The 21366-nt window shown below is 54.9% G+C and carries 23 protein-coding genes; 14 read left to right on the top strand and 9 right to left on the bottom strand.

Annotation, left to right across the window (positions count from 1 at the left end):
• Nucleotides 1-271: 271 nt before the first annotated feature.
• From PSH96_RS25600 to PSH96_RS25625, 6 genes are all read left to right on the top strand, one after another.
• Nucleotides 272-925 carry a DedA family protein gene (locus tag PSH96_RS25600; RefSeq protein ID WP_056861943.1) on the top strand — a complete coding sequence of 218 codons (654 nt, stop codon included), beginning with the start codon at nucleotides 272-274 and terminating at the stop codon, nucleotides 923-925.
• 6 nt (nucleotides 926-931) lie between these two features.
• Complete coding sequence (locus PSH96_RS25605) at nucleotides 932-1762, top strand: zinc-dependent peptidase (RefSeq protein WP_305456004.1); 831 nt, start codon at nucleotides 932-934, stop codon at nucleotides 1760-1762.
• A 93-nt stretch (nucleotides 1763-1855) separates the two neighbouring features.
• Nucleotides 1856-2383 (top strand): inorganic diphosphatase, encoded by a 528-nt coding sequence (gene ppa, locus PSH96_RS25610; RefSeq protein WP_003176323.1) that lies wholly within the window; start codon nucleotides 1856-1858, stop codon nucleotides 2381-2383.
• 214 nt (nucleotides 2384-2597) lie between these two features.
• Complete coding sequence (locus tag PSH96_RS25615; protein ID WP_305456005.1) at nucleotides 2598-3368, top strand: S24 family peptidase; 771 nt, start codon at nucleotides 2598-2600, stop codon at nucleotides 3366-3368.
• Nucleotides 3369-3738: 370 nt separating this feature from the next.
• Complete coding sequence (locus tag PSH96_RS25620) at nucleotides 3739-4953, top strand: integrase arm-type DNA-binding domain-containing protein (RefSeq protein WP_305383025.1); 1215 nt, start codon at nucleotides 3739-3741, stop codon at nucleotides 4951-4953.
• A gap of 112 nt (nucleotides 4954-5065) precedes the next feature.
• Nucleotides 5066-5785 carry a hypothetical protein gene (locus PSH96_RS25625; RefSeq protein WP_305383027.1) on the top strand — a complete coding sequence of 240 codons (720 nt, stop codon included), beginning with the start codon at nucleotides 5066-5068 and terminating at the stop codon, nucleotides 5783-5785.
• An 81-nt stretch (nucleotides 5786-5866) separates the two neighbouring features.
• Here the strand turns inward: PSH96_RS25625 and PSH96_RS25630 are convergent, their stop codons facing one another.
• Both PSH96_RS25630 and PSH96_RS25635 read right to left on the bottom strand, forming a co-directional pair.
• On the bottom strand, nucleotides 5867-6883 hold the full coding sequence (locus PSH96_RS25630) for an inovirus-type Gp2 protein (RefSeq protein WP_305383029.1): 1017 nt from the start codon (nucleotides 6881-6883) through the stop codon (nucleotides 5867-5869).
• 413 nt (nucleotides 6884-7296) lie between these two features.
• The gene (locus tag PSH96_RS25635; protein WP_305383031.1) at nucleotides 7297-7527 is read right to left on the bottom strand and encodes an AlpA family transcriptional regulator; all 231 of its coding nucleotides are present in this window, start codon (nucleotides 7525-7527) and stop codon (nucleotides 7297-7299) included.
• A 644-nt stretch (nucleotides 7528-8171) separates the two neighbouring features.
• Between PSH96_RS25635 and PSH96_RS25640 the strand changes: the two genes are divergently transcribed.
• On the top strand, nucleotides 8172-8444 hold the full coding sequence (locus PSH96_RS25640; protein ID WP_305385609.1) for a hypothetical protein: 273 nt from the start codon (nucleotides 8172-8174) through the stop codon (nucleotides 8442-8444).
• A 93-nt stretch (nucleotides 8445-8537) separates the two neighbouring features.
• Nucleotides 8538-9506 (top strand): DUF932 domain-containing protein, encoded by a 969-nt coding sequence (locus tag PSH96_RS25645; protein WP_305383033.1) that lies wholly within the window; start codon nucleotides 8538-8540, stop codon nucleotides 9504-9506.
• A gap of 67 nt (nucleotides 9507-9573) precedes the next feature.
• Here the strand turns inward: PSH96_RS25645 and PSH96_RS25650 are convergent, their stop codons facing one another.
• Nucleotides 9574-9819, bottom strand: a complete 246-nt coding sequence (locus PSH96_RS25650) for a helix-turn-helix transcriptional regulator (RefSeq protein ID WP_038454171.1) — start codon at nucleotides 9817-9819, stop codon at nucleotides 9574-9576.
• A gap of 167 nt (nucleotides 9820-9986) precedes the next feature.
• Between PSH96_RS25650 and PSH96_RS25655 the strand changes: the two genes are divergently transcribed.
• The 3 genes from PSH96_RS25655 to PSH96_RS25665 all read left to right on the top strand — a co-directional run bounded on the left by PSH96_RS25655 (nucleotide 9987) and on the right by PSH96_RS25665 (nucleotide 11806).
• Nucleotides 9987-10631 (top strand): DapH/DapD/GlmU-related protein, encoded by a 645-nt coding sequence (locus PSH96_RS25655; protein WP_305383036.1) that lies wholly within the window; start codon nucleotides 9987-9989, stop codon nucleotides 10629-10631.
• Nucleotides 10632-10724: 93 nt separating this feature from the next.
• The gene (locus PSH96_RS25660; protein WP_305383038.1) at nucleotides 10725-10913 is read left to right on the top strand and encodes a hypothetical protein; all 189 of its coding nucleotides are present in this window, start codon (nucleotides 10725-10727) and stop codon (nucleotides 10911-10913) included.
• Nucleotides 10914-11083: 170 nt separating this feature from the next.
• The gene (locus PSH96_RS25665; RefSeq protein WP_305383040.1) at nucleotides 11084-11806 is read left to right on the top strand and encodes an ABC transporter substrate-binding protein; all 723 of its coding nucleotides are present in this window, start codon (nucleotides 11084-11086) and stop codon (nucleotides 11804-11806) included.
• Nucleotides 11807-11823: 17 nt separating this feature from the next.
• On the opposite strand, the gene PSH96_RS25670 is transcribed toward PSH96_RS25665, so the two are convergent.
• Nucleotides 11824-12168: a helix-turn-helix domain-containing protein gene (locus tag PSH96_RS25670; protein ID WP_216311956.1), complete on the bottom strand. Its 345-nt coding sequence runs from the start codon at nucleotides 12166-12168 to the stop codon at nucleotides 11824-11826.
• A 138-nt stretch (nucleotides 12169-12306) separates the two neighbouring features.
• On the opposite strand from PSH96_RS25670, the gene PSH96_RS25675 reads away from it, so the two are divergent.
• From PSH96_RS25675 to PSH96_RS25685, 3 genes are all read left to right on the top strand, one after another.
• Entirely contained in the window at nucleotides 12307-12759 is a 453-nt protein-coding gene (locus PSH96_RS25675) for a hypothetical protein (RefSeq protein WP_305383046.1), read from the top strand.
• 33 nt (nucleotides 12760-12792) lie between these two features.
• A complete protein-coding gene (locus tag PSH96_RS25680; protein WP_216311958.1) occupies nucleotides 12793-13170 on the top strand; it encodes a hypothetical protein in 378 nt (125 codons plus the stop codon).
• A gap of 632 nt (nucleotides 13171-13802) precedes the next feature.
• Complete coding sequence (locus tag PSH96_RS25685) at nucleotides 13803-14285, top strand: hypothetical protein (protein WP_305383050.1); 483 nt, start codon at nucleotides 13803-13805, stop codon at nucleotides 14283-14285.
• Nucleotides 14286-14395: 110 nt separating this feature from the next.
• Here PSH96_RS25685 and PSH96_RS25690 read toward each other — a convergent pair whose 3' ends face one another.
• The 5 genes from PSH96_RS25690 to PSH96_RS25710 form a co-directional block, all read right to left on the bottom strand.
• A complete protein-coding gene (locus PSH96_RS25690) occupies nucleotides 14396-14623 on the bottom strand; it encodes a hypothetical protein (protein ID WP_305383053.1) in 228 nt (75 codons plus the stop codon).
• Between the two features lie 408 nt (nucleotides 14624-15031).
• Nucleotides 15032-15730 carry an aquaporin Z gene (gene aqpZ / locus PSH96_RS25695; protein WP_305383055.1) on the bottom strand — a complete coding sequence of 233 codons (699 nt, stop codon included), beginning with the start codon at nucleotides 15728-15730 and terminating at the stop codon, nucleotides 15032-15034.
• A 147-nt stretch (nucleotides 15731-15877) separates the two neighbouring features.
• Complete coding sequence (locus PSH96_RS25700) at nucleotides 15878-17176, bottom strand: TolC family protein (protein WP_305383057.1); 1299 nt, start codon at nucleotides 17174-17176, stop codon at nucleotides 15878-15880.
• A 437-nt stretch (nucleotides 17177-17613) separates the two neighbouring features.
• On the bottom strand, nucleotides 17614-18855 hold the full coding sequence (locus PSH96_RS25705; protein ID WP_122299851.1) for an HlyD family type I secretion periplasmic adaptor subunit: 1242 nt from the start codon (nucleotides 18853-18855) through the stop codon (nucleotides 17614-17616).
• Nucleotides 18852-21215: a type I secretion system permease/ATPase gene (locus PSH96_RS25710; protein WP_305383059.1), complete on the bottom strand. Its 2364-nt coding sequence runs from the start codon at nucleotides 21213-21215 to the stop codon at nucleotides 18852-18854. The genes PSH96_RS25705 and PSH96_RS25710 overlap by 4 nt, the downstream gene beginning before the upstream one ends.
• Between the last annotated feature and the right edge of the window lie 151 nt (nucleotides 21216-21366).

Genomic DNA, 21366 nt, shown 5'->3' on the forward strand with positions numbered 1-21366 from the left:
AAGCGGTGTATCAGTTAATAAAGACTCGACTGACCCACCGCTTTCGCGAGCAAGCCCGCTCCCACATTTACATCTAAGCAACATTTAGATCAGTGTAAAGCCTTGCTACCAGCGACACTCCCCGCTACAAAACCAACACGCTTTTCACCTCTCAATCCGTATAATGCGGACCTCTCAGAGTTGTAAGAATCGCGACATAGGCTTGTAGCCTAACTTACCCGTAGCTTCCGCACAGGCCCGCTGAGCCGGGCCATTCACACAGGTGCCATTCATGGATTTCAACCCGCTCGACCTTATCCTGCATCTCGACGTGTACCTCGACATGCTGGTAAGAAACTACGGAGTGTGGATCTACGCCATTCTGTTCCTGGTTATCTTTTGCGAAACCGGTTTGGTGGTTATGCCTTTCCTGCCCGGTGATTCCTTGCTGTTTATCGCCGGCGCCATTGCCGCAGGCGGCGGCATGGATCCGGTCCTGCTGGGCGGCCTGTTAATGCTGGCAGCCATCCTCGGCGACAGTACCAACTACGTGATCGGACGAACGGCCGGGGAACGCTTGTTCAGCAACCCGAATTCGAAAATCTTCCGCCGCGACTACCTGCAAAAAACCCACGACTTCTACGATAAACACGGCGGCAAAACCGTGACCCTGGCGCGCTTCCTGCCGATTCTGCGCACTTTTGCGCCGTTCGTGGCCGGTATCGCCAAAATGCCTTACCCGCGCTTCTTCGGCTTCAGCGTGTTCGGCACCATCCTGTGGGTCGGTGGCCTGGTCACCCTGGGTTACTTCTTCGGCAACGTACCGTTTATCAAGAAGAACCTCTCGCTGCTGGTGGTGTTCATCATCCTGCTGTCACTGGTGCCGATGATCATCGGCGTGTTCCGCAGCCGGTTTGGCCGCAGTTCCGAAGCCAAGCCGCAGTAACCCGCGATGTGGTCCCTCAGCGCCTGGCGTCGCCGGCGCCTGCTGGCCAAGCACCCGATTGCCGATGACACCTGGCAGCGGGTGCGCCATCACCTGACCTTCCTCGACGGCATCAGCGCCGAGCAGGACCAGTGGCTGCGCGAAGCCTGCGTGGTGTTCCTGAGTGAAAAGCACCTCACCGCCCTGCCCGGTGTCGAGCTGCATCAGGAGCAGCGTCTGTTGCTCGCTGCCCAGGCGCAATTGCCGCTGATGAACCTGGGCGACCTCGACTGGTATCAGGGCTTTCACGAAATCGTGCTGTACCCTGACGACTTCCTCAGCCCCCAGCGCCATCGCGATGCCAGCGGCGTCGAGCACGAGTGGGACGGTGAGCACAGCGGCGAAGCCTGGCAACAGGGCCCGGTGATCCTCGCCTGGCCCGGCGTTCTGGCCAGCGGCCAATGGGAAGGCTACAACCTGGTGATCCACGAGCTGGCGCACAAGTTGGACATGCTCAACGGCGACGCCAACGGCCTGCCGCCGCTGCACCACGACATGCGCGTGCAGGAATGGGCCAGCGTGATGCAAAGCGCCTTTGACGACCTCAACCGCCAGCTGGATGCCAACCCGGACGCCGAAACCGACATCGACCCCTACGCCGCCGAAAACCCGGCGGAGTTCTTTGCCGTCACCAGTGAGTATTTCTTCAGTGCCCCGGATTTACTGGTCGGCACTTATCCCCAGGTGTACGCGCAACTGAGCCGCTTTTATCGCCAGGACCCGCTGGCCCGCCTGCACCAACTGCAAACCGGCGATGCCCGCTACCAGACTGAACCGCTGGCGCCACACGACGTCTGACGCATGGCATCGGCGTCAGAATATGCCTATAATCGCCGCCACTTTTAGGCCAATCCGGCCATGTTTAATGGCCAACTACGGGGGCACCGCCCAATGAGCTACAGCAAGATTCCGGCTGGCAAAGACCTGCCGAACGACATCTACGTCGCCATCGAAATTCCGGCCAACCACGCGCCGATCAAATACGAAATCGACAAAGACAGCGACTGCCTGTTCGTTGACCGTTTCATGGCCACCCCAATGTTCTACCCGGCCAACTACGGTTTCATCCCTAATACCCTGGCTGACGACGGTGACCCCCTCGACGTGCTGGTAGTAACCCCTTACCCGGTTACCCCAGGCTCGGTTATCCGCGCGCGCCCAGTCGGCATCCTGAACATGACCGACGACGGCGGCGGCGATGCCAAAGTTATCGCTGTGCCACACGACAAGCTGTCCCAGCTGTACGTGGACGTGAAGGAATACACCGACCTGCCGCCACTGCTGCTGGAACAGATCAAGCACTTCTTCGAGAACTACAAAGACCTCGAAAAAGGCAAATGGGTGAAGATCGATGGTTGGGGCAACGCAGACGCCGCCCGCGCCGAGATCATGAAGTCGGTCGCTGCCTACAAAGGCTGATACCCGCTCCTCATTGCCCCGGCAATCAAAAAAGCCCCGACGATTCGGGGCTTTTTTTGTGGGAAAAATTAAACACCAAGTTCAATGTTTAATTCGGAACGTTTAATAAGATTAGATAACTGACATATCAGACTACAACTAAGCAAATCCCTACACACGAAACTCAACGCATAGTTTATTTGATGTATTTTTCCGGCCAGTAAACTCTGCGTTTATGAATACATCAGGTGATCGACTAAAAGCGTTACTGCGGGAAGTTCATCTTTCCGCCTCCGACTTCGCCAAGAACCGTGGTGTCACGCCTCAACACGTGAACAACTGGTTCAAGCGCGGCGTGCCCATGGGCCGACTCAACGAGATCGCAGAACTGCTCTGCGTCTCCAGCCGTTGGCTGCGCACCGGCGAAGGCCTCAAACACCCTCCGGCCAACTTCCTGCTGGAAGGCCCGGACCCAAGGAAAGGCATCGCCACCCGCGAAGAAAGCGGCAAGTACATCACGGGCCCCGCCCGTCTCCCGGAAAAAGTCGACGTGGAGATTCCCCTCCACCCCACGTTCACCTCGACCGAGCGCATCCGCGTCTCCCTGCACACCCTCGAAACCCTCAACGTAAACCCCGACCGCGCGGTAGGCGCCTACATGGTCGACAACAGCATGATCGACATCATCCAGCAAGGCGCCACCCTCGCCATCGACCGAGGCCGCAGCCAAATCACCGACGGCGAAATCTACGCCGTCGAACACGACGGCATGCTACGCATCAAATACCTCTACAACCGCCCCGGCGGCGGCCTGCGCATGCGCAGCCACAACGCCGGCGAACACCCGGACGAATACCTCACCCACGAACAACGCTTTGAACAGAACTTCGAGATCGTCGGCTGGGTGTTCTGGTGGTCCACCCTGAACAACCGCAGACCGGTGCCGCTGGACGAACACCTGCTGGGCTGGGAAGGCTCTAAATCGGACCCGGAGGTAGGCATATGAGGTGAATGTGGTTAGAATGCCGCCCACATTTGGCAGGGGGTGGCTTTGCGCTACCTATCCTGCCTGGCGATGCGGAGGAGTTCCCGCAGATGCCCCTACTATTCAGCCCGACGTGATGTGGGCTGAGCGATTTGAAGGCTGGTGAGGTTTGTCAAAAACAAGCTGAGGCAGTCCCCGAGAAGCCGGCCACAAGCCGGCTTTTTAATTGTCCGAAATAATCCTATCCCATCCGAGAGTTCACCTGTTAGCTTAGCTATTACGGGGGTTTAAGGTATTCCCTTGTCCAATGGTGTTCAACGCCATTTGACCCCATCCGACGATGAGGTGGGGGGACAGATGGGGGGACAAAAGGGACAGCAAGGGGAAATCAATGGGTAAGCTGAATCCGAAACAAGTCGAAAACCTGACCGAACCTGGTACCTATGAAGATGGGGATGGGCTACGGTTGGTCGTCAAACCTACCGGGCGTAAATCATGGCTACTCCGCTTTCAACTGGCGGGCCGTCGCAGGGAGATGGGTCTGGGCTCATTCCCTGAGGTCAGTCTCAAGAAGGCCAGACAAGATGCCAGTGCTAAACGCAGCCAACTGAGTAATGGCATCGATCCCTTGGCTGCCAGAGACGTAGAGCGAGCGGCCCAACGGGAAGCCCAGCGCGCAAGTGAAGCCAAGCAACTGAGGTTCGAGACGCTTGCAATGGAATACCGTGATGCTCACGGTGCCGCGTGGTCAGAGAAATGGCGTAAAGGCTGGCTGCGAAAGCTGGAGCTGTATGCGTTTAATCAAATAGGCAAGCTGTCAGCCGAAGACATCGGCACTCCCGAAGTGCTCAAGGTTTTACAACCTATCTGGGCCACCAAGACCAGAACCGCTGACGAGGTACGCGGCCAGATTGAGCAAGTTCTGGATGCAGCCAAGGCACGCAACCTGCGACAGGGTGAGAACCCTGCTCGCTGGCGCGGGCACTTAGACAACCTGCTGAGCCGTTCTGAAAAGAGGAAGGCTCGGAAGCGTGAGCACTTTGAAGCCTTGCGCTGGCAGGAAGTGCCCGATTTGATGACAAAACTCAGGGCAAACTCAACACCCCCGTCTCAGGCGGCTCAACTCCTGATCATGACGAGCGCACGCGCCCACATGGTCAGGTTTGCTCGTTGGGATGAGTTTGATCTAGCAGCCGGAACTTGGTCACTCCCAGATGAGCGAATGAAGATGCGAGTAGCTTTCGTGATTCCGCTTTCCAAAGAGGTCGTAAAGCTGGTGAGGAGCATTCCGAGAAATGAAGGAAGCGCCTTTCTATTTCCTGGTCAAGGCAAGACAGGTGTCATGCACGCAAACGCAGTACGAACGCTCTTACATGACATGGGGTACAAGCACATCACAAGACACGGCTTTCGGTCCTCATTTCGAGACTGGGCCGGGGAATGCACCCATTACCCACGCGAGGTATGTGAGATGGCGCTTGCGCATGATGAACGTGACCAAACCGAAGGAGCCTACTCTCGCTCGGATTTTCTGGATAAGCGTCGCGCCCTGATGAACGACTGGAGTAACTTTTTAAACAATGCCATAAAAGCCTCCAAACCCTGAGCATGATTCGCCCCCCACTATTACCTGCAAAAGTAGTATATTGCTCTCCAAAACCACACAAACTAACGAATTGCGCGACACTGTATCAATGAGCATTGCCAAGGACTGCACAATGACCAAAACAACTCAGCCACTATTTCCACCACATCAAATCACAGCGAGCATGAATAAAAGCATAGGCAACACTACAGTTTTTGAAGCCATTGCTAGAAACCACAGCATGCTTCGAGATCACTTTTTTGATTCGCTACTTAATCTCGATGAATATACGCAACTGCTTGAAAGCATCCGCGAAGTCACAGGCAATCCAGCACTACAATCCGAACTAGAAACCCGATGGGAAAACGAAGACATACAACGGGATGAAGCAATCAAAACACTGCTACATCACGTGAGATATGCCTGCCTGTACCTCGAACTGGGGAGCGACGCTGAGGCACAAAAAAACCGTGATCGGGCATGGGCCTTCACTAATTATGCAAGTGTGATGATTGGTGAAATCATAGAACAATCCGCAGCCATCCTCAATGCGAGAGATATTGACAGCCGCGCCAAGCAAAATAGTAAAAATGCTCAAGGAAGAAACAATTCCATCTTACCAGTCAAAGAAGAAGCTGCAAGATTGCTATATGAGCTTAAACCAAAAACAGGCTGGCCACATAAGACAACAGCCGTTACCAAACTTACAAAACCCTTGGGTGAATTTATTGAAAAAAATAATATTCCTATTCTACAGATCTCAAACATAGAAAACTGGCTTACAGAATGGCTGCGTGAAGACGAACACGTTAATCGAGCTTGGGAAAATAGTAAGCGTGTTAAAATAGGGTGAGATTTAGGTTCTCCATCATTAAATTTTTGTCATCGGCCATACGACCCTCAGCGCCTCTTAGGGCGCTCTGCTGTGATGCCCCTAAGCCATGCACTCCCTTGGCGGCGAAACAGCCCTTGGCCTACCACGGGCGCCTTTGGGGTCGGGGCTTAACATTTTCCCCATACCCCGGCCTTCAGTTTGCAATTTCATGTAAAGATCAATCTTGGTCAAGTAGAGCACTGCCTTGCCTAATGAATCCCGCATCGGATTATTCCAGTGATCTACCATACCGATCCCACAGCTCTTGTAGCGCGATTTGTCCGCGTTACAGTTGTAATACACACCTCGCCCTTTCGTGATCGTAGTCTTCCAGTATTCGCCGATCAGCTTAGCTAACGTTCCATCCTCCCGAACCTTGGAGCCGTCAAAGAAAAACATCATGTGATAATGGAATCCTTTGTCCGACCCATGCTCCAGCTTCCAAATGTAGCCCACCATATCGCCAAACAGCTTGTTCGATCTAGTGTTCTGGAACAGATGCTCTCGATCTTTCTTAGCCTCAGCCTGTGTCGTCTTGGAAAGCTCTTTGCGGTAGCCTAGGTCAACCCTCAGCACCAATAATCTGGAATAGCGCTCAAACAATGTATCTACGTATTCTGTCAATTCCTTGTAATTTTTATTGCCTGAACGCTGATAACTATTGAGCTTGGATTGGAACTGCTTACACTTGGCCTCTTGGCGAATTTTATCGACACAACCGTTAAATAGCTCCATAAGCAACTTCGCATCCCCACTCAGCACCGCTCGAGTGTACGATAGATACGTGTATTGCAAGCCTGCATCTGCGATATGCCTAACGATCAAGTCAATATATGGCTCAAACCTATACAACTCACCGAATCGCTTATCACTGAGTACATGCATCCTTACCAGCTTTCGCAGAATTTTACCCGGACCATTAAACTTCAGAGCACTGCTACCATTCGCGTCGACATACAACTCAAATGCGTCTCCCTCCGACTTGATTAGCTGCTGAGTCCAAAACGATGCTCGCTTCAGCTCACAGACTACTTCCATCTCTAAATCGCCCTGTACATCACCGTTTTCTAGCGGCATACGACATGTACTCATGAGCGCATTAGAGCGCTCATGATCAGATACGCTTACATAGCCCTTCATACAATAAAGCACTCAATAGTTTATGCTGCTCACTAATTGACTTGCCTTTAATCAAGTCAATCCATCATTGACCTTCTCTTCGACACACCTCACTACCAGACGAATAAGAACAAATGTCATTAACTAGCGCTATGCCAATAGCTCTTAATACCAACTACCAACTACCGACCAATACCAATAACATATAAACCAAAAAAACCAGAGCAAGCCAATCCCAATCAAAGTACTGCCGGTAGCGCACCTCGCAATAGAAATATGAGTCAAACGGTTATACGGAGTTAGTGTTCGGTTCCAGCACAAAACAACCACGTCTTTTCAACCCCCTCACTGATGGGGATCTAGCTCAATAATCAGCGCACCTCCTTGGCAGGCATGCGCTGCTCAATCCAGGTCGTGATTTCGGAGTCAATCCAGCCTATGGCTGCAGCCCCCAATTTGATCGGTTTTGGAAACGTAGCGTCGTACCTCGGCGACTGGGAATCCATGCGGTCATAGATCGTCGACCGTCCGAGCCCAATACGCTCGCTCAGTTGCTTAAGACGTAAAATTCTCGGGTAGAGAACAGGTTGTGTATTTGTCACTTGCCTTCTCGTTATTTGCTTGGGAGTGATCGAACTTTAAGTTTCTCTCACCCTAATAAAAAGGCCGCCAGCGACAAGTATTTTTTTCCCGAGGTTCGAGAAGGCGGTCTGACTCAAGCTGAGCGAGTGCTGCTGCCATCAGCAGTCGTATGCTTTTGTGCCACCTGTCGGCAGCAACACATCGATATTGCCGTCCGCTTCTCGGTTGCGAAATGCCGTGGACTCACTAGCTTCGGCGGGAACGTCCAGGGGCCAGTACTCGACCAAGCTTCAACAACCCGCAGCTTTTGGAGGGTCGACACTGATCCAGCAGGAGTAGGATTTGATGGCGGCTCGTTGCGCATGTCATAAGGTATTCAAGTAGTTTTCCTCCAGCGAAGCGATCCGGGTCAAACAGCTCCTCAAGGGGCAGCAATGACACGAAAAGAACTAACTCTGTACAACAGGAACTAACTCCGTACAGCTTTGGCGGGCGAACGCCGGCTGTTAGTGGTGCCACAAGGTACTTCCCTGGCTCCTGGCCCCACATTGAAAGGAATTTCACACCTATATCACAACACTGAACATCCACCATGGAATCCAAAACCATGTCATTTCAGTGTCCTTGTTGTAAGTCCAAAGAAATTGCCTCCCTCAGAACAGCCATGACGGTAGGTGCCACTGTCGGTGCCGTTGGCGGTGCTGCACGAGGTGTTAGCTCTGCACTCGCCGGCAGCCAAATAGGCGCATCTGTCGGCGCCCTTGCCGGACCACTTGGCATCACCATCGGTACAGTCTCTGGCGCCATGTTCGGTGGATTGGTTGGTGGTATCGGTGGCTGCGCGCTTGGCGCTCAACTCGGCGAAAAACTGGATCGCCACGTTCTGGCGAACAACCTTTGCCTGGTCTGCGGACATCGCTTCAACCTGCTCACTTAATCGTCGCGCCTTTCAACTCCCCCATATTAATCCAGGTCTGTGCTGCGTTCTGCGCAGTGCTTATGCCGACCTGCACCCAAAGGAATCTCTCCCATGGCCCATCTCATCGAACAAATGGCTTACGTTGGCGCTACCCCTTGGCACGGCTTAGGTAGTCGCCTTACCGAAAAACAACCGCTGGAAGTCTGGCAGCGCGAAGCAGGGATGAATTGGCAGATTCAAGACAGTCCGGTTCATTTCAAAGCCGAGGCTGTCGGCCCCTTGGGCAGCATTCACACCTTCCCGGAACAAAAAGTGCTTTATCGATCAGACACCAAAGCCCCATTGTCAGTGGTCTCGCATCGCTATCAGATCGTGCAGCCTCGTGACGTCTTGGAGTTCTACCGAGACCTGACGGAGTTCTCAGGCTACGAACTGGAAACCGCAGGTGTGTTGAAAGGTGGACGCAAGTTCTGGGCTCTTGCCAGAACGGGTCAAGCGACCACACTGAAGGGCAATGATCAGGTCAATGGCTATCTGCTGCTGGCAACCTCCTGCGACGGCACACTGGCGACCACAGCCACCCCTACCACTGTTCGCGTAGTCTGCAACAACACCTTGAGCATTTCGCTCAACGGTGCCACCCATGCCATCAAGGTGCCGCACAGCACGCGCTTTGATCCTCGAACTGTCAAAAAGCAACTGGGCATCGCCGTCTCGCAATGGGACGAGTTCATGTACCGGATGCGCACCCTCGCCGAGCGTAAGGTTCAAACGAAAGAGGCCCTTGGCTTTTTTATGGACGTGCTATGTGATACCAGTGCCCATGCCCCCATTCCCGATGCGCTACCCAACAAGCGAGCGATGGAGAAAGTCCAAAGCCTGTACGAAGGTAAAGGCCGAGGATCTGAAATGGCGTCCGCTCGCGGCACCGCCTGGGGTTTGCTGAACGCGGTAACCGAGTACGTGGATCACGAGCGACGCGCCCGAAGTTCGGAGTATCGATTGGATTCAGCTTGGTTTGGCCAAGGCGCGGTGATCAAACAGAAGGCTCTCAGGACAGCCCTGCAACTCGTTGCCTAAAAGACATCAACCTTCTCATGAGCGCCTGGTTTGGAGACCGACCAAGCGCTCAACGCGTGCGTCTTGTTCATAACCCCGCATCGAGAAACAAATCGGAAGGTCTGCAGCCGATGGCTTTCGCGATACGCAGAATGTTTAAAAACGTGACATTTCGCTCCCCACGCTCAATTTTCCCCATATGTGATCGATCCACCCCAGCGGAGTCAGCCAAGGCTTCCTGCGACAAACCCAGCGACAAGCGCCGTGCTCGTACGGAGGCCCCCAAACGCTGGAGATCAAGGTCTTTGTCTAGATGTGCAGATATTCTTCCCATGCCGCAAATCGTTACGCTATGATGCTTAATCGACCACGGTATTTACGACCCTTTTCGGAAATTGATTCCTCCTGATGGAGTACCTGGGATATGTAGCGCTGATCGAGAGCAGAACTCAGCCCCTGGCTGAAGGGGATTGACAGGGATATTCTAGAAAAGGAAGCGCGATGAAAATTTATCTATTAGACGCAAAAAATCCAGAAAGCATTCGTACCCTACATGCAGTGCATCTCAAAACACCTCACGTAGAGTTTGCGTTTCTAGATGATGACCTAGCCAAACACCACACCTCGTTTTATGGGACCCCGATTGTAGGGGCTCTTGATCTGGTTGCTCAACTCAAAGGACCGGATACCAAATTCGTTAATTTGATGAGCGACTCCCCATATGTTCGCCATGAAGTTACGAAAAAGGTCATTAAAACAGGCGCGACCTTAGGTAATCTCATACACCCTGACGTGGACCTGACCTCGGTCAAGATGGGTATAGGCAATTATATCCAAGCGGCTGTGTTTCTGCAGATGGAAGTATCCATAGGTAACAATAGTTGCATTCATGCCCGAGCGTTTGTCGGACATGGCTCTCACATTGGCGATTCGGTCATTATTGCACACGGAGCAACCGTTTCGAAGCACTGTAAGATTGGTGACGAGTGCTTCATCGGCATTAATGCAACGATTCTGCCCTACGCCAATATCGGCAATGGAGTCACCATCGGTGCGGGAGCCGTCGTCAGTGGGGATATCCCTGATGACTCTCTCGTATTAAGCAATTGCGCAAAAGTAATAAAAAACAACTTCCTATCTTTATAAGCACAACTTCATCTTCCATTAACAGCTTGCTCAATGACTCGGCCGAGTCTTCTTGATACTGCCTGCACTTGACCGCACGCAAAGGAAAACATAATGAATGTTCTACGCTTTATCGGCTTACTTTTTTTGTTCTTCGGAATACTAGCCAGCAGTGTCATGGCCGTCACGGCGATAGTTACCCTGGTGCGCTTTTGGCCAGTACTCCTGGTCGTAATCCTGGCAATACTTCTGCTGGGCGCTTTTTTCAAGCAAACCGGCATTCAGATCACTTGCCGAGCCTGAACCGCATAAACAGGACTCAATTTGGACTCCCGCTCACTTCTGCTTTCACGACTAACTACGACGAACTCACTTCGGCTGACAGCCTCGACAGTCAGGAATAAGAATGCCTAATCCTGACGAACCTCGCGCATGTTTCTAAATCGTTGGAGCCCCTGCCACAGGAGAACGCTATGTCACAAACCAACCCCTTTATTCGTGGATACAGCACGCTATCGATCGAGCGGGTGCTCCAGATCACCCACGAGGGTGATTGCCAGTCCTGTCATCGCGCGCTGCATCCCTCACAGACTCATTTACCTGACGAAACCCTACGCGGCTTTTCCTGCGTATTTGACGACGAGTTTGCCCTCATCACACAAAATCAGACCACCGATGACACATTGCTAGATCAGTACCCCAGTGCCGGTCTCGTGAATAATGTCCTTTACTCGATCTACTCGGATGAATACGGACAATCCCACCTTATCGGCGACCAGTACTCACTTGCAGCAGCCCAGCACATCATGCGCCGCCTGTCCTTTTTGACAGGGCATTACAGCCGCTGCTGGGAGATCACCAGTGCCCACCTATCTGAGAAAGCACTGGACGAGATCCACTGGCTGGCCAGCCTGGACACTTCCCGGAGATTGTCGGGGCTGCTGGTAGAGTTTTTTCATCTACCACGCTATCAGGGTGTCTGTTGCAAGCTGATCAGTACGCCCTGGACGGATCAGAACTTGCAGAGCCACGGCATAACGAGCACCAGACTCCGCCAAGAACAGCTCAATCGAGGACTGCCAACCGAAGTGATAGAGCTCCTGCACCTGGCCGCTCAAGCCGATGTCCGCTTCTTGATCTTCGATCCCGATGCTGCCCCTCTAGAAGGTCTTCCACTAAGCACACCGGAAACCTGAACAGCCTCACGCTCAACCTATCCCCGAGCCAAGCGCTCGCTCAACCGGTCGATCACCTCCACCAGCAATTGGCGGTCTGACTGATTCAACGCAACCAGTAATTGGCTGAGTCGACTGGCCTGGTCATCTGGCAGTGGACTGGACTCACTCAGTAACTCGGTCGCTTCACAACCAAAGATCGATGCAAAGTCGAACAGACGGATAATGTTAGGAATGACGATGCCCCGTTCAATACGGGAAACCGCCTCATTTCCCACTCCCAGCCTCTCCGCCACTTCCTCCTGGGTTAGTCCAGCGCGCATACGCTGCCTGGCGATAGCCCGCCCTATCGCTTCAGCCAAGCCTTTCTGATCGGTTTTCATCGTAACGCCTCTAAAAATCCACCTTAATGGTTGGGCATCACCTCATTGACATGAAGAACATCAAAAGTTGAAAATCATCCTTAAAGGTTGCCATTCATCTTAAAGTCACATGTCAACATCACTCGATAAGGAACATCCATGAATACGAAAAACTTATTGATCGTGGCGCTTAGCTTCCTGGCCGCGAATACCGCCTCTGCCGGAACAAATACCTGGACAGCGGGCTGGGCGATGGGCACCAACGAATATGCCGTTGACGACGGCAATGGCAACGAATTGGTGATTGCATGTCCGAATGATGACGACCGCTATGTCTCAGCCAGTGCCTCTGTGAATGGCCAAGGGTATAGCTCAGAAGACGGACAAGGCTTTGACCTCATCGTGGATGGCAAAACCTTCCATAACCCCTTCTACACCGACTGCCGCGCCTGCAGCAGCATCTTCACCCATGAGTTCTGGGGGGCCTTGCGCAAAGCCAACCGGTTGCAGTTCAGCGCTCAAGGCAAGGTCTTCAACTTGCCCACTCAGAACCTCAGGGCGGTATTGCCGGCACTGAACGACAAAAACAACAGCTGCCAGGCCGCTTGGTAACTCAGATACCAATCATCACAAAAGGAGAATCACATGTCTCTACAAGACAAAAACCCACAGAGCGGCGTCAACAAAAAAGGCAACAACACAGGCGGCATCAGTCCAGCGATGGTTGGTTGGGGTGTGGCAGCGGCGGTGTTGGCAATCGTGAGTGTGACCTTCAACTCGTCGCCCATGGCATTGGGTGCAGGCTGGTTTTCTAAATGCCTGGCCGTTATGGTTGGTGCGTTTCTGGGCTGGTTGGGCGCCCTGGCTGGTGATGCCATCCGTAAATTCGCTCACCCAGATGCAGTTCTCACCAACGGTGGCATCCTGAGCCTAATTTGGATCAAGGTATTTTGGGCCGTCGGCCCACAAGTACTTGGCTTGTGTGTGGGCGTATTCTTCGGCGGTGCCATGGTACTACGCTGATGCACGAAGCCTAAACACCAGACATAACAATCAGAACAACAGACGAACCGGTCCATTCAAAACGCAAAAAGCCCGAAGAGCTGCCCCAATAACTGGGGGGCCTTCAGGCTTTTTTTTGATTCATTAAATGATTTTTACAAACAATCATATTGAGCTCATGGCTCGGCCCCTGATGAAAGAAGTACGTGAGGACCTCGTTCGCTAACCGAGACTGAAATCCCCGTACGATTTTCAGATATACCCTACTCAGGTCCAACCCGATGCACATCAACAAAGGCGGTGCACATTGATCGGCTTATCCGCCCATGACTCCCTTCCTGAAGCCCAGCAGGATGAACAAATCCTTATTTTGCTGACATCGAAATCGGCCCATCTCCATCAGCGTCAACGTGGAGCGAGGCAGGTGTGGTGCCCCTCATTGGTGCCTAAACCGTGATATCTATGAAATGGATAGCATTTATGACAGCTTTTATTCGCCATCTCGTTGCTTTTTTACTAGTATCCCTCGCCTATGCACACACAATGAGAGACTGAGCGTCTTGAGGCTAGAAGCTTTTCCACCTTGAATGAGCTATTACCTTTATCCAGAACGTAACAACTCAGGCAACCATAATAACTCTTTGGTGAAATCGATGAATAAAATTTTCTGTATAGCTATAACAGTAGCGCTTACTCTCTCAGGATGTGCTACGAAAACGCCAGAAAAATCTAGCGTGACACCAACGCCTGTTGTCGTTCAACCAGCTCCGCGTGCCCTCGCTCCTACCACGCCAGCAGGCCCGCCAGTACGACAAGCGGCTGCCAGTGCTGACACCCCAGCTGTTTCAGCTGCGGCTAATCAAGCAGAATCAGCGACAACTACAGACCAGCTGCGTGTCCAGCAATGCCGTAGAGAGCTAGACACTCTAAAGCTTTACAATAAAGCGTCTTACGATAAGTACGAGGCAGAATTCCAGGTCATTGCCAGCAAGACCAATAAGTACATGCAGGTTAAAGATTCGATTAGTCCTGATATAAACGATATGGTTATGCCGGGTTATCAATTTCAAATCCGTGAGTTCTGCTTTCGAGTCAAGACGCGACTGTCGCAGCTCGTGGCTCGTCAAGCCCGATAGAGATTCAACTTTAGGGCGCGCATTACGCCCTAAGGAACTTCCGATCAACTTTCCGTTCGGTTGCGGAAAGTTGATCGGAAGTTTCCTAACAACAGAGCATTACCTAGCACTTATTTTTCTGCTGGAGAAAATTCGAGGAACGTAGCTTTAAGCGCTTTGTTGCCTCTCGCGATGTGTGTCATCACCGCCGAGGCGATGTTCTCACGCACCACTCCCGTGGACACAAAATACAACGCCCAAGCTTGTTCAGGAGTACTTTGGCCGATCAGGTCTTCTATGTCTTGGTAAGCTTTATAGTCATCCGTTTCAAAGTAGCAACGACAATCTTTGTCACACATGCTTGTTCCTCCTTGGAGTCGGCGGCAACGAGTAGATCTGATGATTCTTCGATATTTATATACTCACAGGGGATTCATCTCTAGCCCCTCATCGAATCATCCCCCACTTGCACGCGGGATTCGTCACAAACACTCGCTTACGGCACCGGGTGAATGTCTATCCGCCGGTTGATCACTCGCCCAGATAGAATGTCATTGCTGACAATCGGTCGATTGCCAGCCGCAACGGCGGCGAAACAATGCGCCGTGACCCGCCCTACGCCTGCGTCACCACTAGACCTGTATGCTGCCGATCCATTGCTCTCCTCAGGGAACCGCTGTGTGACATCGCCTTGCCTTCAATAAAATGAACGAAAGGCGAACGCCGACAGTTCGATCTTTTTGGAAGCAATGCCCGGTTCCCTCCTGTCAGGTATCGGCCTTACCCAACCAACGATAGGTTACGCCACCGACAACGGCCCCTAGCAACGGTGCCAGCCAGAACAACCACAATTGTTCAACCGCCCAGCCACCCACGATCAGCGCCGGGCCGGTGCTGCGAGCCGGGTTGACCGAGGTGTTGGTGATGGGGATTGAGATCAGGTGGATCAGGGTCAGCGTCAGGCCAATGGCAATAGGCGCCAGGTTAGCCGGGGCGCGCTTATCGGTAGCGCCAAGAATGATCAGAACGAACATTGCCGTCATCATCAACTCAGTGACAAACCCTGACGCCATTGAGTAGCCGCCTGGTGAGTGTTCACCGTATCCATTGGCCGCGAGGCCGTTCGCCAATTCGAAACCCGGTTTGCCACTGGCCACGAAATACAACAAGGCCGCGGCAATCAAACCTCCCAACACCTGGGCAACGATGTAGGCGGGTAACTCTCTGGCCGGGAATCGTCCACCCACCACAAGGCCGACCGATACTGCGGGGTTGAGATGGCAGCCTGAAAGGTGGCCAATGGCAAATGCCATGGTCAGCACTGTCAAGCCAAATGCCAGGGCAACCCCCAGGAAGCCGATCCCCAATGCCGGGAAGGATGCCGCCAGCACTGCACTACCGCAGCCACCGAACACCAACCAGAATGTGCCTATCAGTTCAGCAGTTGATCGTTTGAATAGCGACATAAGTAAGTATCCATTTGAATAGTGGGCACAGTTATTTTTTGAGACTTAGGTAAGTGGTGTGCCTGTTCACTTACCGTCCAGAAAAGCGCACTCAGACACATCGGTGATGGATGTCAGCGGCAACATCCCCCCTTCAAGACCGCGCTTTTATGCTCCGCGCAACCACGCTGCCAAAGCCCCTGCTCCGGCGTACTGCCGCAAGACCGCCTGGTAACCATCAAAGCGATTGGTGATTTCACTCACCCGGTTGCCGTAGTGGTCACTCTCGGCAGACAGCACATCGAGCAACGTTCGCTTGCCCAGGTGGTACCACTGCTCATAAAACGCCACGCGAATACCGTCGGACTCCCCGGTAAGGTCGCGATACAACTCAGCGCGCTCAAGAAAGGTTTTGGCTTCGTGGTTGGCAGTGCGGATCCGGTATTCCAGGTCCAGGCGCTGCTGCTCCACTTCCTGTCGGCTTGCTTCGGCGCGCTGTAGCGCGGCGCGTTCCGATGCCCGTGTAGAGCCGCCTCGGAAGGCGCCCCAGGTCACGGCCAAGTGGGTTTCCCAGGGCTGTTCGCGCCCCAGCGAATCTTCGGCAGTCGACTTGCTGATCACCCAATTCAACTGCGGCAATGAGGATGAGCGCACTACTTTGGCCTGGGATTCGGCAGACTCGGTCTGCGCTTTGGCCTGGTTGATCACCGGGTGGTCTTCGGTCATCGATAACAGATGGTCGAGGTTGGCCAGGCGGATGTTCCACTCCTTGGTGCGCGGGATCATGATGGGCCGCTCACCCACCAGTTTGCGCAGGTTGATCTCTGCGTCCCTGGCACGGGTGCCCGCGGAATCGCGCGCGGCCTGAGCTTGCAGCAGGCGCGCTTTGGCCTGGGTCAATTCACTGGAACGCCCCTTGTCCACGGCCACGATCCCCGCGAGCATTTTCACCAGTTCGTCCATGCGGTCTACGTACTGCTGGCTGATGTCGACAATGATGCGTTGCTTGCCCAACTCCACCAATGTGTTGGTCACTTCGAAGGCCGAGTTTTCCAGCTCGGCATCGATGGCCGCCGTGGCCGCCTTGGAGAGGTGACCTCGGCTCTCGATGGTGTTGCGGATACGCCCCCAGTCGTAGACCGGCGTAACCACGTTGAGGTTGATACCGGTGCTGGTGCCTTCACTGTTTTCTGAGCCGGAACCAAACTTCTTCGAGCCGGCCGTGGTGCCCAGGTCGACCTGCGGGTAGCGCTGGCCCTTGGCTTCGTCGATATCGGCATCGGCAGCCGCCAACTCCGCGTGGGCACGCTGCACCTTGGGGCTGCGCTCGGCGGCCGCTTGGACGGCGCGGTGGAATATCTCCTTCAGTTCGCGTTCCGAAGGACCGGAAGCGGTGACTTGGCGGCTGGCCAGTCGACCATTGAATTCCAGCGCCGAGACACCGGGCACTGCTGTTGAACGAGCCACGGGAACCGACGGTTTGACAGGCCTGGACTCAACCACCACGCTGCTCGGCACAGGGCGAGCCACTGCCGCTGCAGGTCTGGAACGTACAGGCGCGAAACGCACGGTGGCCGGTTCAGCCACTTTGGTAAATTCCAGCGTGTTGCTCACTGGCTTCGGCGCCCTGGAATAGGTCACCACCGGTAGCGGCTGCGCTTTGGCCGGCGCCGGAGTCAAAGGCTGGGGCGGTGTAACCGTCTTGACCACGGGGGTTCGCACTGGCTGCTGTGGCTGAGGTTTTGAAAGCGCAACGAAAACCGCTAATTCGTCAGCCATCACATTCGACGAAGCACACATCGACAGGCACAAGAACAGCGCCCAAAAGACAGGCATGCGGTTACGCGGGGTAAACAATTCCTGAGCCCGCAATTCACACTGCAGGTGAGTTTTAATCGTCATGATCAACGCTCCCGGAACGCTTCGCGCGCCTTGAGCACGGGCTTGAGCAGGTAATCCAGGATGGTCTTTTCACCGGTACGGATTTCAACGGACGCAACCATCCCTGGAATAATCGGCAGCGACTTCCCACCCGCCGTCAGCTCACTGCTGTCGGTCAGCACCAGTACACGGTAATAGGTGTCATCAGGGCGCCCCGCCGCCGCTTTTTGATCATCCTTCAAGGTGTCCGGGCTGATGTGTTCGACCGTGCCTTTGAGGCCACCGTAAATGGCGTAGTCATAAGCGGTGATTTTCACAGTTGCCGGCAGGCCGGGGCGCAAAAACGCTACGTCAGAGGGGCGAATCTTGCCCTCCACCAGCAGTTGTTCCTCCAGAGGTACGATCTCAAGGATGTGCTCCCCCGGCTGAATAACACCACCGATGGTGCTGACCCGCACGTTTTTCACCGTGCCGCGCACCGGGGCGGTAATGGTGGTGCGGTCACGAATGTCGGCACGACCCACCAAGTTTTCACTGACCTGCGAAAGCTCCATCTCCAGCTTGGCCAGTTCAGAGCTGGCATCAGCCTTGAACTTGTTGATGCGCTCAACAATCTGCGACTTGATATCATTGGCCGAACGTTTGATGCGCAGCAGTTCGACTTCCGACATCAGCCCTTTGGCTGCCAAAGGTTCTGCCAGGCGGATCTCGCGCGAGGACAGTGCATAACTGCGTTCCAGCGCGCTGACGCTGTCGTTGAGCGAGCGCTTGCGCGACTCATAGGCCCGCACTTCTTGGGCCATGACCACCGGGTCCTGCTTGACCATTTCCTCGAACTCCAGCGGTTGCTGGTAGGCCTCGGAGCGCAGTCGAGTAATGGCGGCTTTCAGGCCGATCACCTTTGACAGCGCCTCGCGGTAGCTGGATTCGGCGCGAGTGGCGTCGATCTTCAACAGCACTTCGCCCTTCTCCACGATCGCGCCTTCACGCACGTTCATTTCGGAGAGAATCCCGCCTTCCAGGCTTTGAATCACCTGTTCACGGCTCAACGAAATGATCTTGGCTTCGCCCAGGGTAATCTCTTCGACCCGTGCAAAACTGGCCCATACCACGCCAATGATCAACACCACTGCGATCAGGTAGATCACCAGCTTGGAACCTGGCGTGGTTTGTGACAGCAGCGATTCTTGCACATCATTCATGAACGCCGCGTCGCCGGGTTCCAGACGCGCCTGGGCACTGGTGCCCCAAAATTTACCGATCACGATGCTATCTCCTGCACGGCTGCTGGTGCAGGCGTTGCTAAAGGCTTGTTACCAACCTGGGGGCTTTTACCCACCTCGAAGGTTGGTGCTGGTTTCGATGTTGCAGCCGCTCCCTGGGAAGCAGCGGGTGCTGCGCGACGACGAACCGGTTGGGCGGCGGGCGCTTCGGGCGCACCGGACAGCTTCGCGAGAATGTCGGCCTTCGGGCCATCGGCCACGACTTTGCCGTCGTCCACCACCACGATGCGGTCCACCAAGGCCAACAGCGATGGGCGGTGAGTCACCACCACTAAGGCTTGGCCTTCGGTAGCGCGCTTGAGATGCTCCAGGAACAGCGCTTCGGTTTGCGTGTCCATGGCACTGGTCGGTTCATCCAGCAGCAAGAGTTTTGGTCGCGCCAACAAGCTGCGAGCCAGGGATACCAACTGGCGCTGCCCACCCGACAAGCCTTCGCCGGACTCACCAATCGGCAGGTTGATGCCCTTGGGATGTTTGGCGGCCACGTGGTCCAGGCCGGTCAGGCGCAGCACGCGCAGAAACTCGTCAGCGGTGGATTCCGGGCGACCGATCATCACGTTCTCACGCAGCGAGCCGTAGAACAGTCGAGCGTCTTGGCCCACATAACCCACGGCTTTGCGCCAATCGGCCGGGTCGATCTGGTTTACATCTAGCCCATCGGTGAACATCTGCCCTTGGGTCGGCGAATACAGCCTGGCCATCACTCGCAACAAGGTGGATTTGCCGCTGCCGATACGGCCCAGGATCGCCACGCGCTCCCCCGTCGCCACCGTCAGGTTGATGCCTTGCAGCACCACAGGGTTAGGTTGCATGGGCGGTGCCGGGTAAGAAAAACCCACGTTCTTGACAGTGATCTGCCCTGACAACGACGGCTTGGGCAGGTACTCGCGGGTTGCGTCACGGTCCACCGGCATGGCCATCAAGCCATTCAAGGAATTCAGCGCAGCCTTGGCCTGCTGGAAGCGCACGGCCAGGCCGATCACTTGCCCTAGTGGCGCGGTAGCGCGGCCAGCCAGCATGACCGTGGCGATCAGGGCGCCCATGGTCAGGTCGCCGGCATCAATCAGGTACACGCCGATGATGATCAACACCACGGTTTGCAACTGCTGAAGAAACGCCACCACCCCCGTGGCCACGCTGGACAGTGACCGCGACTTCATCGACGTCGCCGCCGACAAGGCACTGAAGTTTTCCCAACGGCGTTGCATGTAGGATTCGCCACCCACCGCCTTCAAGGTCTCCAGGCCCTCGACCGACTCCACCAGCACCCCTTGCTTGAGCGACGCCTCGCGCATGTTTTCTTGCATGGTTCGCGCTAGCGGCCACTGGATGATGATGCTTATGATCAGGATCAGCGGGATCAACAGCATCGGCACCCAGCCCAGCGGGCCGCCGATCACGAAGATCACCCCGACGAACATCAACACGAACGGCAGGTCAGACAGCGTGGCCAGGGTGGCCGAGGTGGCAAAGTCACGTACCGATTCGAACTCGCGCAACTGGTTGGCAAACGAGCCAGACGAAGCCGGCTTGTGCTCCATCTGGATCGACAGCGCCTGGCGAAACAGCAACGTGCCCAAGACCAGGTCAGCCTTCTTGCCCGCCAGGTCCAACAGATGAGCCCGCACATAGCGCGACACCGCTTCGAACACCATGGCCAACGCAACGCCAATGCCCAACGACCACAAGGTGACAAACGCCTGGTTCGGTACCACGCGGTCGTACACGTTCATGGTGAAGAAAATGCTCGCCAGGCCCAATACGTTGATCAGTACCGCCGCAATGGCCGCGCTGCGGTAGTAGCTGCGATAACGCCACAGCGTGCTGAGCAGCCAATGTCCGGCCGGCTGCGGAGATTCGTCACCGGCGCGCAGGTCGACCTTGGCCCGGGGCTTGACCAGGATCGCGTGGCCGGCGTACATCGCGTCCATGCTGGCCTGGTCCAGTTCGACCGGCTCGTCGCCGATTTCCGGCAAAATCACTTGATAGCGAAAGGCCTTCTTGCCCTCGTCATCCTTGACCACCGCCCGCCCGAGCAAGATGCAACCGCCCTGCTCCTTGCGCAGCAGCACCATCGGCACCAGTTGCTTGGGCAAGGCCTGTGCACTGCGCTTGACCAGGCCAGCCGACAGGTTGGCGGCGGCCAGCGCCTTGAGGGCCAGTGAAGGCGCGAGCAGGCCGCCCTTGGGCAAGCCGGCCGTCAGCGCTTCGGCGGATTTTCCCACCGCATAGTGGTCGCACATCCAGGACACGCTTTGCAGCAGCGTGTCCTGGATGGTCGTCTGGGGTGCAGGCAAAACGGCAGCCTCCACGCTTGAGCCAGCAGGCGCGTCAGTCGTCATCACAAGTGTCCTGAAGTCGGAACGCCAAGGGGGCGATCACGATGGAATGGGGGGCTTCATAGGCCGCCCAATGAGTGCGGAGGGGGCCTTGGAAACCAGTAGGACAATTCTGACTAGAGGCGGCACTCAACTGAATGAGACCTGTCCCAAA

It is taken from the genome of Pseudomonas sp. FP2338 (assembly GCF_030687515.1).
Taxonomy (GTDB): domain Bacteria; phylum Pseudomonadota; class Gammaproteobacteria; order Pseudomonadales; family Pseudomonadaceae; genus Aquipseudomonas; species Aquipseudomonas salomonii.

Coding starts and splice junctions, on each gene's coding strand:
- PSH96_RS25600 (WP_056861943.1), top strand. CDS start 272: ATGGATTTCAACCCGCTCGACCTTATCCTGCATCTCGACGTGTACCTC.
- PSH96_RS25605 (WP_305456004.1), top strand. CDS start 932: ATGTGGTCCCTCAGCGCCTGGCGTCGCCGGCGCCTGCTGGCCAAGCAC.
- ppa (WP_003176323.1), top strand. CDS start 1,856: ATGAGCTACAGCAAGATTCCGGCTGGCAAAGACCTGCCGAACGACATC.
- PSH96_RS25615 (WP_305456005.1), top strand. CDS start 2,598: ATGAATACATCAGGTGATCGACTAAAAGCGTTACTGCGGGAAGTTCAT.
- PSH96_RS25620 (WP_305383025.1), top strand. CDS start 3,739: ATGGGTAAGCTGAATCCGAAACAAGTCGAAAACCTGACCGAACCTGGT.
- PSH96_RS25625 (WP_305383027.1), top strand. CDS start 5,066: ATGACCAAAACAACTCAGCCACTATTTCCACCACATCAAATCACAGCG.
- PSH96_RS25630 (WP_305383029.1), bottom strand. CDS start 6,883: ATGCCGCTAGAAAACGGTGATGTACAGGGCGATTTAGAGATGGAAGTA.
- PSH96_RS25640 (WP_305385609.1), top strand. CDS start 8,172: ATGACGGTAGGTGCCACTGTCGGTGCCGTTGGCGGTGCTGCACGAGGT.
- PSH96_RS25645 (WP_305383033.1), top strand. CDS start 8,538: ATGGCCCATCTCATCGAACAAATGGCTTACGTTGGCGCTACCCCTTGG.
- PSH96_RS25650 (WP_038454171.1), bottom strand. CDS start 9,819: ATGGGAAGAATATCTGCACATCTAGACAAAGACCTTGATCTCCAGCGT.
- PSH96_RS25655 (WP_305383036.1), top strand. CDS start 9,987: ATGAAAATTTATCTATTAGACGCAAAAAATCCAGAAAGCATTCGTACC.
- PSH96_RS25660 (WP_305383038.1), top strand. CDS start 10,725: ATGAATGTTCTACGCTTTATCGGCTTACTTTTTTTGTTCTTCGGAATA.
- PSH96_RS25665 (WP_305383040.1), top strand. CDS start 11,084: ATGTCACAAACCAACCCCTTTATTCGTGGATACAGCACGCTATCGATC.
- PSH96_RS25670 (WP_216311956.1), bottom strand. CDS start 12,168: ATGAAAACCGATCAGAAAGGCTTGGCTGAAGCGATAGGGCGGGCTATC.
- PSH96_RS25675 (WP_305383046.1), top strand. CDS start 12,307: ATGAATACGAAAAACTTATTGATCGTGGCGCTTAGCTTCCTGGCCGCG.
- PSH96_RS25680 (WP_216311958.1), top strand. CDS start 12,793: ATGTCTCTACAAGACAAAAACCCACAGAGCGGCGTCAACAAAAAAGGC.
- PSH96_RS25685 (WP_305383050.1), top strand. CDS start 13,803: ATGAATAAAATTTTCTGTATAGCTATAACAGTAGCGCTTACTCTCTCA.
- PSH96_RS25690 (WP_305383053.1), bottom strand. CDS start 14,623: ATGTGTGACAAAGATTGTCGTTGCTACTTTGAAACGGATGACTATAAA.
- aqpZ (WP_305383055.1), bottom strand. CDS start 15,730: ATGTCGCTATTCAAACGATCAACTGCTGAACTGATAGGCACATTCTGG.
- PSH96_RS25710 (WP_305383059.1), bottom strand. CDS start 21,215: ATGACGACTGACGCGCCTGCTGGCTCAAGCGTGGAGGCTGCCGTTTTG.